Genomic DNA, 12,426 nt, shown 5'->3' on the forward strand with positions numbered 1-12,426 from the left:
AATGGCTGGTTTAAAACTACAGGCAGTAACCAAAAGCTGGGACGGCAAAACCCAGGTCATTCAACCGCTGACGCTGGACGTGGCGGATGGCGAATTTATTGTGATGGTCGGGCCGTCCGGCTGCGGCAAATCAACGTTGTTGCGGATGGTGGCCGGTCTGGAACGCGTGACCAGCGGCGATATCTGGATTGATCGCAAACGGGTCACCGAGATGGAGCCCAAAGATCGCGGCATCGCGATGGTATTTCAGAACTATGCTCTCTATCCCCATATGAGCGTAGAGGAGAACATGGCGTGGGGACTAAAAATTCGCGGTATGAGCAAAGCGCATATTGAAGAACGCGTGCGGGAGGCGGCGCGCATTCTGGAGCTGGACGGCCTGCTTAAACGCCGTCCACGCGAGCTTTCCGGCGGTCAACGGCAGCGCGTGGCAATGGGGCGCGCGATCGTCCGCGAGCCGGCAGTCTTCTTATTCGACGAACCGCTCTCTAACCTCGACGCCAAGCTGCGCGTGCAGATGCGTCTGGAGTTACAACATCTGCATCGTCGTCTTCGTACCACCTCGCTCTATGTTACTCACGATCAGGTAGAGGCGATGACGCTGGCCCAGCGGGTGATGGTGATGAATAAAGGCGTCGCAGAACAGATTGGCACGCCGGTAGAGGTGTATGAAAAACCGGCCAGTCGCTTCGTGGCGAGCTTTATCGGCAGCCCGGCGATGAACCTGTTGGACGGCGTTATCAGCGCTTCCGGCGACCGTTTCGAATTGCCTGGCGGTCTGGCGTTGCCGATAGGTGCGGGCTATCGGGGTCATGCCGGACGTAAAATGACGCTGGGTATCCGCCCGGAGCATATTGCGTTAAGCTCGCAGGCGGAAGGCGGCGTGCCGTTAACGGTAGACACGCTGGAGATTCTGGGCGCGGATAATCTGGCGCATGGGCGCTGGGGCGATCAGAAACTGGTGGTGCGGTTGGCGCATCAGCAGCGCCCGGCAGCGGGCAGTACGCTATGGCTGCATCTGCCGGAACATCAGCGACATATTTTTGATGGCGAAACAGGACAACGTGTATGAGTAACTGGCCTTATCCCCACATTGTCGCCCATCGCGGCGGCGGTAAACTGGCGCCGGAAAACACTCTGGCGGCGATTGACGTGGGCGCGCGATACGGGCACACCATGATTGAGTTTGATGCCAAGCTGTCGAAAGACGGCGAAATTTTCCTGCTGCATGACGATAACCTGGAGCGCACCAGCAACGGTTGGGGTGTGGCGGGCGAGTTGAACTGGCAGGATTTATTGCGTGTGGACGCTGGCGGTTGGTTTAGCGGCGAATTTAAAGGCGAGCCGCTGCCGTTGCTTTCGCAGGTGGCGGAGCGCTGCCGTAAACACGGCATGATGGCGAATATTGAGATAAAACCGACAACGGGGAGCGGAAGGCTAACAGGACGCGTCGTGGCGTTGGCCGCCCGCGAACTGTGGGCCGGGATGACACCGCCGCTGCTTTCTTCCTTTGAGATAGAGGCGCTGGAGGCGGCGCAGGCGGCAGCAACTGAACTGCCGCGCGGGTTACTGCTGGATAAATGGCGTGAAGACTGGCGTGAACTGACGACCCGTCTGGGCTGTGTTTCCCTCCATCTCAACCATAAATTACTCGATGAGACGCGAGTGCAAGAGATTAAGGCCGCGGGTCTGCGGATTCTGGTGTATACCGTCAATCAGCCCCAGCGGGCGGCAGAGCTGCTGCGCTGGGGCGTGGATTGTATCTGCACCGATCGCATTGATGACATCGGCCCTCACTTTCAGTTTTAAGGGCCGTCAGTTTTAAGGGCTGATGGTTTTCAGCGGGATGTCAGGCTGCGGCGTCCCGCTGCCCTGCTGCAACATTGGCTGGGAATGGTTTAGCATCCGGTCCGGATTTCCGCTGCCGCTGAGCATTCCGCCCTGCGTATTGGGCAGCGTTTGCTGACCGAGCATACCGTTGCCCGGCTGTCCCTGCTGAACCCGCTGCGTATTGGCATTCAACTGCGACTGTAGATTTTGCTGCTGGCTGCGCGCCTGCGTTTGCATCTGTTGTTTCAACATACCCTGCTGCTGAATCTGCTGCGTTTGCATCTGCGTCTGCATACGCTGCTGGCTGGGAATCTTATAACCCGGCTGATTAGGGTTATTGAGTGTATTAATTGGCTGGGCCAATACAGCAAAGGGTAACAAAGCCGTAATAAGTAGTAAGCGTTTCATTGTCGTCTCCTCCCGATGAGGCCTCTTTTTAAGTGTACCTCTATTTCGCCATGATGATGATTTTTTAAGCGTTGTGGACCAGGATTAAACGGGACATACACCCATTTATCTGGAGAAAAACAACGATGAAACCAACGTTTATGCGCTGGGTGGCGATCGCCGCTCTGCTGGCCGGGGGGACGTTTAGCGCGGTGGCCAATCCTCCCGTCGCGCCGCCAGTCTCCTATGGTGTTGAAGAAGATGTCTTTCATCCTGTGCGGGCGACGCAAGGGATGGTGGCCTCGGTGGATGCAATGGCGACGCAGGTTGGCGTGGATATCTTAAAGCAGGGCGGTAATGCTGTGGATGCCGCCGTCGCCGTGGGCTATGCGCTGGCTGTCACGCATCCGCAAGCCGGGAATCTGGGCGGCGGGGGATTTATGCTGCTGCGCACTAAAGATGGCGCTACTACGGCGATTGATTTTCGTGAAATGGCGCCTGCTGGCGCGACCCGTGATATGTTCCTCGACGAGCAGGGTAACGCCGATGCGAAAAAGTCGCTGACGTCGCATCTGGCATCCGGTACGCCGGGTACCGTGGCGGGGTTCTCGCTGGCGCTGGAGAAATACGGCACGATGCCGCTGAATAAAGTGGTGCGTCCGGCGATGAAGCTGGCGGAAGAGGGTTTTGTGGTTAACGATGCGCTGGCCGACGACTTAAAAACTTACGGCAGCGAAGTGATCCCTAATCATGAAAACAGCAAAGCCATTTTCTGGAAAGACGGCGAGCCGCTGAAAAAAGGCGATAAGCTGGTCCAGAAGAATCTGGCGAAAAGCCTGGAAATGATTGCCGAAAACGGCCCGGATGTGTTTTATAAAGGGGCGATTGCCGACCAGATTGCCGGGGAAATGCAGAAGAACGGCGGTCTGATGACCAAAGAGGATTTAGCCAGCTATAAAGCCGTTGAGCGTACGCCAATCAGTGGTGACTATCGCGAGTATCAGGTCTTCTCCATGCCGCCGCCATCCTCGGGCGGTATTCACATCGTACAGATCCTGAATATCCTCGAAAATTTCGACATGAAGAAGTACGGCTTTGGCAGCGCCGATGCCATGCAAATCATGGCGGAAGCGGAAAAATACGCCTATGCCGACCGCTCAGAGTATCTGGGCGATCCGGACTTTGTGAAAGTGCCGTGGCAGGCGCTGACCCACAAAGCCTATGCGAAAACGCTGGCCGATCAAATTGATATCAACAAGGCCAAACCTTCCAGCCAGATAAAACCGGGCAAGCTCGCCCCGTATGAAAGCAACCAGACCACCCACTTCTCGGTGGTGGATAAAGACGGCAATGCCGTGGCGGTGACCTATACCCTGAACACCACCTTCGGCACAGGAATTGTGGCGGGAAATACCGGTATTCTGCTGAATAATCAAATGGATGATTTTTCTGCTAAACCCGGTGTACCTAATGTTTATGGCCTGGTGGGCGGCGATGCTAACGCGGTCGGTCCGAAGAAGCGTCCGCTGTCGTCGATGTCGCCGACTATCGTCGTTAAAGAGGGCAAAACCTGGCTGGTGACCGGCAGCCCTGGCGGGAGTCGAATCATCACTACCGTGCTGCAAATGGTAGTGAACAGCATTGATTTTGGCATGAACGTCGCCGAAGCGACCAACGCGCCGCGTTTCCATCATCAATGGTTGCCGGACGAACTGCGGGTAGAAAAGGGCTTCAGCCCCGATACGCTGAAGTTGCTGGAACAGAAAGGGCAGAAAGTCGCGCTGAAAGAAGCGATGGGCAGCACCCAAAGTATTATGGTTGGACCGGATGGCGAACTGTACGGCGCGTCTGACCCGCGTTCGGTGGATGATTTAACGGCGGGATACTGATTTTTAATTCCAGGCCCGGTGTCAGACACCGGGCTATTTGCAGATTATGCCGTGAGTAATCGGGCTGGATTATCAATACAAAGCTTGCGCAGAGTATCGTTGTCTACTCCGCGAGCAGCCAGATAGGCGAGGAAGACATTCGGGACAAACCCCCAGCCATTTCCGCCATTTTTCGCCCACATCTGTTTGAGAAAAACATCATGGCTTAAAACGATTTGGTCGGCGTAACCCAGTGCAATCAGATTCGCTACTGCATCTGCGGTCTCCTGAACGCCCGGCGCGACACCTTCTTTTGGGAAGGTGATGTCCAGACCAATCATGTCAAATTCAAGCCATACGCCACGGTCGAGCATTTTACGTTGATAGACGACATCTTTTCCTGAAGGGTCCGAATGCGCCAGCGAGACTTTTGCCGGAGAAACGTTCATTTCTTCCAGCACGATATCCAGCACCTCATCACCCAGTCGCAGCCACCCTGGCATATGGATATTCATCGCCGTGTGGGGGTTGTTACATTGTGCCAGAGACGCTGCCCGCAGGCTGTTACGCTCCGCTTGGGTAAACGCGGGGGATACACCGATTTCACCGATCATGCCAGCGCGAATATCCGTCTCGCCAATACCCTGATTCAGTTCTTTATCAATGAGTGAGGCTAACAGCTCAACAGGTTTATGGATCCGGGTGCTTTCAAATTTCTCCAGATAAGGTCCGGATGACGCAACGATATTCAAACCCGTTTTTAAGGCAACTTCTCGTAGCGCTGAGGCGTCCCGTCCAATGGATTCTGATCCGGTGGCGTCGACAATCGTCCTGCCGCCCAAAGACATAAAGTTATTGATTTCGAAGATAACATCATCAATCTCTTTGCGGTCCATGTTATCGGCGCAGCAGTATGGGTCGTGTTTCAGTCCCCACTGCAGGTCAGCACTGACTTTCTTTCCCACCAGTTGCTGTGAAAAAGCATAATGTGGCTCGTCTACGACCGAAGACAGATCGTTAAACAGATGTTCATGCGGTAGCGTCAGCCCCATATCCGTATGCGCCACCGGGCCTGTTACGGTTTGCAGGAAACCTTTCATTCTGACACCTCCATTCTTTGCGCCATTTTGGATGCTCTGTATTCAGGGATGGTGGTCACAATCGCACCGACTAACGCGAACAGCGTACCGATGATGGTGACCAGGTAGACCGTATTGCCTAATGAAGGGATCAATTCATCAATTAGCACTGAGCCAAGCAGTTGGCCTGCTGTTGACGCTACGCCCAGCATCAATAGCCCTAAGCCTCTCACCAGAATCGCCATTAGCCCGATGGACAGCAGACCCAGCGGACCACCGAGATACATCCACCATGTATCGGGTAACTGGATGGTGACATGGCCTAATGCGATACGTATCGCCAGCGCCGCGCCCAGGACACAAAAGCCGACGATGAAGTTCCATGTAATGGACACCAGCATGGAGCCCGTTGCCTCGGCGACTTTCGCATTCCCTGCAGGCTGCCAGCCAGCGAGTAACCCTGCCAAAAAGGGGAGGATAGCGAGCAGGATAAACGAGGTTGAGTGCCACTGTGGCGACACGACAAAAATGGTGGCGATAACGGCGAACAATGCGCCAGTAATGCGCCATGGCGTAAAATATTTCTTCTCCTCCACACCGATGCCAAAACGGTCGCACAGCAGGCCGGAAAGGAGCAGAGCGGAAATTAATGCCGTTTGAAAGGTGGCAACGCCCAGCGCGCTGGCAGATGCGCCTTCAGAAAATACGACCATCGCCCCGCATAATCCTGCAAACCAATTCCATAGCGGGATTTTTCTCTTTTTAATCAGAGTAGGGATTGAGGCGAATTGCTGGCGTGTTTCTTTGCGCGCAATAATAATAAAAAACATGACGACCAGACCGCTGGCAAACGAGATTACTGCGCAAGCATTACCGTCTTGTAACCAATGTCCTAACTGCCCATTAACGGCAGACTGCATCGGGGAAAGCATACCGGCTAAGATGGTGGCAAGCATCAGTAAGGGGGTTGAGTACTTATTCTTGTTCATACATCAATCCTTATATTTTATAAAAGGAGTAACTTTCGTTACTCCATTGTTTTTTATTTTCTGGCGATGAATTGAAGCGTGTTGACCCACAGGTCGGTATAAAACGGCCATGACATAAACTGCTGGGTTCCCCAGTGTGGGGAGCAGTCACTCATAAAGCAGGCGGTTTTACCCTGTTGGTATTCACCGAACACTAACAATGGGTCATTATTTATTGTTAATACGACATCGGCATCGTCTCTGGCGACGGCCTGGTTATATCCAAGAAATACCGGATAATCTGAGAACCCGTTAACAACAGGATGTTCAGGTGAGACAGCCTCAGCACAAATACCCTCTGGCTTTTCTACCCGGTCATCGCCATCAAGCATAATAACTGGCAGAACCTCAGCAAGAACGGTGTTCTTATAATTGGCTTTTGCCTCAATACCCATAAATGACAGGTAACCACCAATCATGAGTAGTCCACCGCCATTTTTGACGTACTCTTTAATGGACTCCAGAGCGTTTGGTTTTATTTTTAGCTGATAAAATGTCTCGTTTTGCAACAGGAAGGTGTTACTACCAATGTCGCTAATAACAATCACATCGTAACGGTTTAATTCGTCAATACTCTCTGGAAAGGCAATTTGTACCGTGTGGGCAGGCATGTAATCAATATCAACGCCGCCTTTCCTCAAGCATTCCAGTAACCATGTAGCGCCTTCTTCATATTTACTGGAGGTGAAACTGTCATAACCTTTTGAATGAATCATATGAATATGCCAGGATTCTCCAATAAAGAGCACCTTTAGTTTTTTCTGCGTATTGTTCATAGTCTGCTCCTTGATTTAGTGAGTAGAGATAGTTTGTTTGTAATGTGAACCCTGAATACGATGAAGAACGGAGTCGTTTTCCGGCATATCAGAGGCATTAGGCGTTTCAACCGCAAGTGAGGCAAATGCGCTGGCGTAGCACAATGCGGATGCCAGTGACTTTCCTTTTGCAAGACCAGATGCGAGGGCGCCATTGAAAGCGTCACCCGCTCCCGCAGTATTTTTTACAACTGCCGGAAATGCCGGGGAATAGATGAATTGTGTGCCATCATAAGCAAGCGAACCTTTGCTACCTAACGTAATAATGGTATTTTTGACGCCTTTCTGGTGAATAATTTTGGCCGCGCATTTGGCTGATTCGATATCATTAACCGCCATATTGGCCAGCAGGCCTGCTTCCGTTTCATTTGGCGTAATATAGTCAATGTTATTAATGATAGTGTTAACCATGTCATTGTATGGCGCTGGATTGATGATGACCGGTATGTCATTTTTTTGTGCGAGACGAATTGTTTGCTGCAGCGCTTCGTAATTCGTCTCCAGTTGGACAAGAACAATATCTGAATGAATAATGGCTTCTTTCTGAATGGTGATTTCATCAGGGGAAATTGTCATGTTGGCGCCAGGGTAGATAGCGATGACGTTATCTCCGGTATCTCCATTCACCATGATGGTTGCTGTACCTGTTTGTGTTTCTTTGGTCTGGTAGATAACACTTTTATGGATTTTTGATGAGTTTATAAAATTAATGGCGTAATCACTAAAATGATCTGAGCCGACTTTAGTAATAAAATGCACATCAGAGTCGGCATAGCTTGCTGCTAATGCCTGATTACATCCCTTACCGCCGGGTGAAAAAATAAATTTATCGGCAAGCAATGATTCTCCCGTTGAGGGTAATCTCGGTAGATAACTGATAATATCAACATTGAACGAGCCAATAACACATACATTATTTTTCATGGCAGAGAGACCTTTTTTATTTTTCTGCGCTGATTCATATTTTTCCAGCACATAAGCAATTTCATTTTTTGCGACGTTATCAAGAGAATCAAGGGTAATAAATGCACCACCATGACAGCGAGTAAGATATCCCTGTCCGGCAAGTTCATTGAGATCTGAACGAATAGTTTCCTTTGTTACCTTGAGACTTTTCGCCAGATTTGAAACTTTTACAACTCCCGAAATACTGAGTTCCTTCAATATTCTATGATGGCGTTCAAATTTCATTTTTTACCTCACCGTGGTTAAATTAGTCCCGGGAGGAGTATATTGTTGTGATTGTCACCATAAAGTGATGGCAGAAACCAAAAAAAAACAAAAATGTAATATTAATATTGCTAAAATTACGGAAAAAACGGTGATAAAGCTTAAAGTGGTAATAACCATGAAATTCAGGTGGTTATTGTTTTGATATAGGGGAAGTAGGTTGCAATAACTGGAATGTTGTGAAGGTTTGTGACGTTTCGCCCCACAGGGTGGGGCGGGGAAGCGCTATTTCACGCGCGCCATAAAGTACGCATCAAGGTACTTACCGTTGCGCAGGCCGTATTTCTTACCGGTGCCTTCGATTTCAAAGCCGTACTTCTTATACACCGCCACCGCGGGCTCGTTATCAACAAATACCGTTAACTCGATACGCTCGACGCGCAGCCAGTTGTCACACATGTCGATCATCGTGCGGATCAGCGCGCTGGCAATGCCGCGATTGTGCCACCGGGCATCCACGCAGATACCAAAATCGGCCACGTGGCTGCGGCGAGGACGTTGGGTGACCTGAATAGAAAGATGGCCAACGACAATATCGTCAATGCAGGCAACCAGTTGTTTAACCCCGGCTTGCTCGGTTAGCCGCGCCTGCCACATTTCGAGGGAAGGATGAGGAACCTGTAGCGTGTTGTGATACACCTCCGGCTGGGCGTGGATCTGACGAATGGCGTCGTAATCTTTCGGTTCAGCGTGGCGTATCACTATTTCACTCATTCCTTATCTCCTGCAGGGGTAATTGTGTATTTACACTCGCTGAGAAAGAAAATTCCGTCAACCGCATTTTTTTGCAAAAAGAAGTAGACAAGTGCGAATGAGAATGATTATTATTGCCTTGCGTTCAGGGGAACCCCTACGGAGAACCTGAAAGCACGACATTGCTCACATTGCTTCCAGTATTATTTTGGCCAGCTTTTGCTGGCTTTTTTTTGGGTTTTGTTTCAGCCTGGCTTACTTGTCATTTTGTCCCCGGGAAGTGCTCGTGCTCCTCACGTACATTTAGTACGCTCCGGGCCCTGCGCGCTTGCCGTGAACAAACTGACCGCGACGCCGACGGCCGATCTTGAGGCATCTGCTTTTGTAGGCCCAAAAAGGCAACGCCGCATCCGGCAAAGAATCCAACATTCAGTCTCCTCACGCTTTGCGCTATGGTGTAAACAATCATCTTCAAAAGGATCGTCTCATGACCTTACACTGCGCATTTATTGGATTCGGCAAAAGTACCACCCGTTACCATCTCCCCTATGTTCTGAATCGGAAAGATACCTGGCATGTCGCGCATATTTTCCGTCGTCACGCTAAACCGGAAGAGCAGGCGCCGCAGTATTCACATATTCACTTCACCAGCGATCTGGATGAGGTGTTGGGCGATCCGCAGGTAAAACTGGTGATCGTCTGTACGCATGCTGACAGCCATTTCGAATACGCCAAACGCGCGCTGGAAGCGGGTAAAAATGTGCTGGTTGAGAAACCTTTCACGCCGACGCTGGCGCAGGCAAAAGTGTTGTTCGAACTGGCGCGAAGCAAAGGACTGACCGTTACGCCGTATCAGAATCGGCGTTTTGATTCCTGTTTTCTCACGGCTAAAAAAGCGATTGAGAGCGGGAAACTGGGCAAGATTGTCGAAGTTGAAAGCCATTTTGACTACTACCGACCCGTGGCGGAAACCAAACCGGGCCTGCCGCAGGATGGCGCTTTCTACGGACTTGGCGTCCACACCATGGATCAAATTATTTCGCTATTTGGCCGCCCGGATCATGTCGCGTATGACATTCGTAGCCTGCGTAATAAAGCGAATCCGGATGACACCTTTGAAGCGCAACTATTTTATGGCGATTTGAAGGCTATCGTTAAAACCAGCCACCTGGTGAAAATTGATTACCCGAAATTTATCGTGCATGGGACTAAAGGTTCGTTTGTGAAGTACGGTATCGATCAACAAGAAACCAGCCTGAAAGCGAACATTATGCCCGGTGAACCCGGTTTCGCCGCTGACGAATCCGTCGGCGTGCTGGAATATGTTAACGATGACGGTGTTACGGTGAAAGAAGAGGTGAAACCGGAAACGGGTGACTATGGTCGTGTTTATGATGCGCTGTACCAGACGTTGACCGTCGGTACGCCTAATTACGTCAAGGAATCTGAAGTTCTTACCAATCTGGAAATCCTCGAACGTGCTTTCGAACAGGCATCGCCTGCGACGATAACCCTCGCTAAATAGCCCTTACAGACTCCTCTGCGCTTATTCATATTTTTTGAACAGAGGAGTCAATTTTCACCCTCTATGATCCCGGACGGAATGAGTCCACACTTATTCCATCGAAAACATCTGGGGGTGAACACAATGATCTACTTACGCAAAGCAAACGACCGCGGTCATGCGAATCATGGCTGGCTTGACTCCTGGCATACCTTTTCTTTTGCCGATTATTACGATCCGAACTTTATGGGGTTCTCGGCGCTGCGTGTGATTAACGACGATGTGATCGACGCAGGCCAGGGGTTCGGCACGCATCCGCATAAAGACATGGAAATTTTGACCTATGTGCTGGAAGGCGCCGTAGAACACCAGGATAGTATGGGCAATAAAGAACAGGTTCCGGCAGGTGAATTCCAGATTATGAGCGCCGGGACCGGCGTTCGCCACTCCGAGTACAACCCGAGCAAAACGGATCGTCTGCGGCTGTACCAGATCTGGATCATTCCGCAAGAAACCGGCATCACGCCGCGCTACGAACAGCGTCGCTTCGACGCCGCGCAGGGCAAGCAACTGGTGCTTTCGCCAGATGCTCGCGATGGTTCGCTGAAGGTCCACCAGGATATGGAGCTGTACCGCTGGGCGCTGCTCAAAGATGAGCAGTCGGTGCATCAGATTGCCGCTGAGCGCCGCGTCTGGATCCAGGTGGTAAAAGGTAACGTGACCATTAACGGTACTAAAGCCACCACCAGCGATGGTCTGGCGATTTGGGATGAGCAGGCAATCTCGATTCATGCCGACAGCGACAGTGAAGTGTTGCTGTTTGACTTGCCGCCAGTTTAACGTGCTGTAACCTTTTGTAGGCCGGATAAGACGCGAAAGCGTTGCCATCCGGCTTTTCATCGTTTGTCATTAATTCCGCACGTCCGTGGTAAACTGGGCAAATCTATCCCTTTTATACCTTTCAGGACGATGAAAAAGAAAAGACCCGTACTTCAGGATGTGGCCGACCGTGTGGGCGTGACCAAAATGACGGTCAGCCGTTTTTTGCGTAATCCGGAGCAGGTCTCCGTCGCGCTGCGGGGTAAAATTGCGGCTGCGCTTGATGAGCTCGGGTACATTCCTAATCGCGCGCCTGACATTCTTTCCAACGCCACCAGCCGCGCCATTGGCGTTCTGCTGCCGTCTTTAACCAACCAGGTCTTTGCGGAAGTGTTACGCGGTATTGAGGCTGTCACCGATGCCCACGGGTATCAAACCATGCTGGCGCACTACGGCTATAAACCGGAGATGGAGCAGGAGCGCCTGGAATCGATGCTCTCCTGGAATATCGACGGCCTGATCCTCACTGAGCGTACCCATACGCCGCGCACCTTAAAAATGATCGAAGTCGCCGGGATTCCGGTGGTGGAACTGATGGACAGCCAGTCGCCGTGTCTCGATATTGCCGTTGGTTTTGACAACTTCGAGGCCGCGCGCCAGATGACCGCCGCGATTATCGCGCGCGGTCATCGTCATATCGCCTATCTGGGGGCGCGCCTCGACGAACGTACTATCATCAAGCAGAAGGGCTATGAACAGGCGATGCGGGACGCCGGCCTGGTTCCTTACAGTGTGATGATGGAGCAATCTTCATCCTACTCTTCCGGTATCGAACTCATGCGCCAGGCGCGACGCGAATACCCACAGCTTGACGGTATTTTTTGCACCAACGATGACCTGGCGGTGGGGGCGACCTTCGAATGCCAGCGCCTGGGACTAAAAATCCCGGACGACATGGCGATTGCCGGGTTCCACGGTCATGACATCGGCCAGGTGATGGAACCGCGTCTGGCAAGCGTCCTGACGCCGCGCGAGCGAATGGGCAGCATTGGCGCGGAACGTCTGTTGGCCCGCATTCGCGGCGAAACGGTCACGCCAAAAATGTTAGATTTAGGTTTCACCTTGTCACCGGGCGGATCTATTTAGTCTGACAACTTTGAAGTAGCTCACACT

Annotated in this window: 12 protein-coding genes; 6 read left to right on the forward strand and 6 right to left on the reverse strand. The window is 51.6% G+C overall.

Annotated elements, in window-relative coordinates:
- Window position 1: 1 nt before the first annotated feature.
- Both ACLJRE_RS13700 and ugpQ read left to right on the forward strand, forming a co-directional pair.
- A complete protein-coding gene (locus ACLJRE_RS13700) occupies window positions 2-1,072 on the forward strand; it encodes a sn-glycerol-3-phosphate import ATP-binding protein UgpC (protein WP_000907841.1) in 1,071 nt (356 codons plus the stop codon).
- Window positions 1,069-1,809 (forward strand): glycerophosphodiester phosphodiesterase, encoded by a 741-nt coding sequence (gene ugpQ / locus ACLJRE_RS13705; RefSeq protein WP_023212585.1) that lies wholly within the window; start codon window positions 1,069-1,071, stop codon window positions 1,807-1,809. Before ACLJRE_RS13700 ends, ugpQ begins: the two co-directional genes overlap by 4 nt.
- A 12-nt stretch (window positions 1,810-1,821) precedes the next feature.
- On the opposite strand, the gene ACLJRE_RS13710 is transcribed toward ugpQ, so the two are convergent.
- The gene (locus ACLJRE_RS13710; protein ID WP_000826034.1) at window positions 1,822-2,238 is read right to left on the reverse strand and encodes a DUF2756 family protein; all 417 of its coding nucleotides are present in this window, start codon (window positions 2,236-2,238) and stop codon (window positions 1,822-1,824) included.
- A 125-nt stretch (window positions 2,239-2,363) separates the two neighbouring features.
- On the opposite strand from ACLJRE_RS13710, the gene ggt reads away from it, so the two are divergent.
- Window positions 2,364-4,106 (forward strand): gamma-glutamyltransferase, encoded by a 1,743-nt coding sequence (gene ggt / locus ACLJRE_RS13715; RefSeq protein WP_000805102.1) that lies wholly within the window; start codon window positions 2,364-2,366, stop codon window positions 4,104-4,106.
- 44 nt (window positions 4,107-4,150) lie between these two features.
- On the opposite strand, the gene ACLJRE_RS13720 is transcribed toward ggt, so the two are convergent.
- The 5 genes from ACLJRE_RS13720 to yhhY all read right to left on the reverse strand — a co-directional run bounded on the left by ACLJRE_RS13720 (window position 4,151) and on the right by yhhY (window position 8,951).
- Window positions 4,151-5,185, reverse strand: a complete 1,035-nt coding sequence (locus ACLJRE_RS13720; protein ID WP_000675710.1) for a phosphotriesterase — start codon at window positions 5,183-5,185, stop codon at window positions 4,151-4,153.
- The gene (locus tag ACLJRE_RS13725; protein WP_001038949.1) at window positions 5,182-6,153 is read right to left on the reverse strand and encodes a DMT family transporter; all 972 of its coding nucleotides are present in this window, start codon (window positions 6,151-6,153) and stop codon (window positions 5,182-5,184) included. The genes ACLJRE_RS13720 and ACLJRE_RS13725 overlap by 4 nt, the downstream gene beginning before the upstream one ends.
- Window positions 6,154-6,206: 53 nt before the next feature.
- On the reverse strand, window positions 6,207-6,968 hold the full coding sequence (locus ACLJRE_RS13730; protein ID WP_001066509.1) for a glutamine amidotransferase: 762 nt from the start codon (window positions 6,966-6,968) through the stop codon (window positions 6,207-6,209).
- A gap of 15 nt (window positions 6,969-6,983) precedes the next feature.
- Window positions 6,984-8,198: a PfkB family carbohydrate kinase gene (locus ACLJRE_RS13735; RefSeq protein WP_023212583.1), complete on the reverse strand. Its 1,215-nt coding sequence runs from the start codon at window positions 8,196-8,198 to the stop codon at window positions 6,984-6,986.
- Between the two features lie 264 nt (window positions 8,199-8,462).
- Complete coding sequence (yhhY, locus tag ACLJRE_RS13740) at window positions 8,463-8,951, reverse strand: N-acetyltransferase (RefSeq protein WP_023212582.1); 489 nt, start codon at window positions 8,949-8,951, stop codon at window positions 8,463-8,465.
- 466 nt (window positions 8,952-9,417) lie between these two features.
- Here yhhY and ACLJRE_RS13745 point away from each other — a divergent pair, with 466 nt between their 5' ends.
- From ACLJRE_RS13745 to gntR, 3 genes are all read left to right on the forward strand, one after another.
- Window positions 9,418-10,455, forward strand: coding sequence for an oxidoreductase (locus ACLJRE_RS13745; RefSeq protein WP_023212581.1), 1,038 nt, complete (start codon window positions 9,418-9,420; stop codon window positions 10,453-10,455).
- Window positions 10,456-10,578: 123 nt separating this feature from the next.
- On the forward strand, window positions 10,579-11,274 hold the full coding sequence (locus tag ACLJRE_RS13750; protein ID WP_000639789.1) for a pirin family protein: 696 nt from the start codon (window positions 10,579-10,581) through the stop codon (window positions 11,272-11,274).
- A 129-nt stretch (window positions 11,275-11,403) separates the two neighbouring features.
- Entirely contained in the window at window positions 11,404-12,399 is a 996-nt protein-coding gene (gntR, locus tag ACLJRE_RS13755; protein WP_023212580.1) for a gluconate operon transcriptional repressor GntR, read from the forward strand.
- Window positions 12,400-12,426: the final 27 nt, after the last annotated feature.

Source organism: Salmonella sp. SAL04157 (assembly GCF_046551635.1).
Lineage (GTDB): Bacteria > Pseudomonadota > Gammaproteobacteria > Enterobacterales > Enterobacteriaceae > Salmonella > Salmonella enterica.

Excerpts from the sequence above, each read along its gene's own strand:
- ACLJRE_RS13700 (WP_000907841.1), top strand. The coding sequence starts at position 2 with ATGGCTGGTTTAAAACTACAGGCAGTAACCAAAAGCTGGGACGGCAAA.
- ugpQ (WP_023212585.1), top strand. The coding sequence starts at position 1,069 with ATGAGTAACTGGCCTTATCCCCACATTGTCGCCCATCGCGGCGGCGGT.
- ACLJRE_RS13710 (WP_000826034.1), bottom strand. The coding sequence starts at position 2,238 with ATGAAACGCTTACTACTTATTACGGCTTTGTTACCCTTTGCTGTATTG.
- ggt (WP_000805102.1), top strand. The coding sequence starts at position 2,364 with ATGAAACCAACGTTTATGCGCTGGGTGGCGATCGCCGCTCTGCTGGCC.
- ACLJRE_RS13720 (WP_000675710.1), bottom strand. The coding sequence starts at position 5,185 with ATGAAAGGTTTCCTGCAAACCGTAACAGGCCCGGTGGCGCATACGGAT.
- ACLJRE_RS13725 (WP_001038949.1), bottom strand. The coding sequence starts at position 6,153 with ATGAACAAGAATAAGTACTCAACCCCCTTACTGATGCTTGCCACCATC.
- ACLJRE_RS13730 (WP_001066509.1), bottom strand. The coding sequence starts at position 6,968 with ATGAACAATACGCAGAAAAAACTAAAGGTGCTCTTTATTGGAGAATCC.
- ACLJRE_RS13735 (WP_023212583.1), bottom strand. The coding sequence starts at position 8,198 with ATGAAATTTGAACGCCATCATAGAATATTGAAGGAACTCAGTATTTCG.
- yhhY (WP_023212582.1), bottom strand. The coding sequence starts at position 8,951 with ATGAGTGAAATAGTGATACGCCACGCTGAACCGAAAGATTACGACGCC.
- ACLJRE_RS13745 (WP_023212581.1), top strand. The coding sequence starts at position 9,418 with ATGACCTTACACTGCGCATTTATTGGATTCGGCAAAAGTACCACCCGT.
- ACLJRE_RS13750 (WP_000639789.1), top strand. The coding sequence starts at position 10,579 with ATGATCTACTTACGCAAAGCAAACGACCGCGGTCATGCGAATCATGGC.
- gntR (WP_023212580.1), top strand. The coding sequence starts at position 11,404 with ATGAAAAAGAAAAGACCCGTACTTCAGGATGTGGCCGACCGTGTGGGC.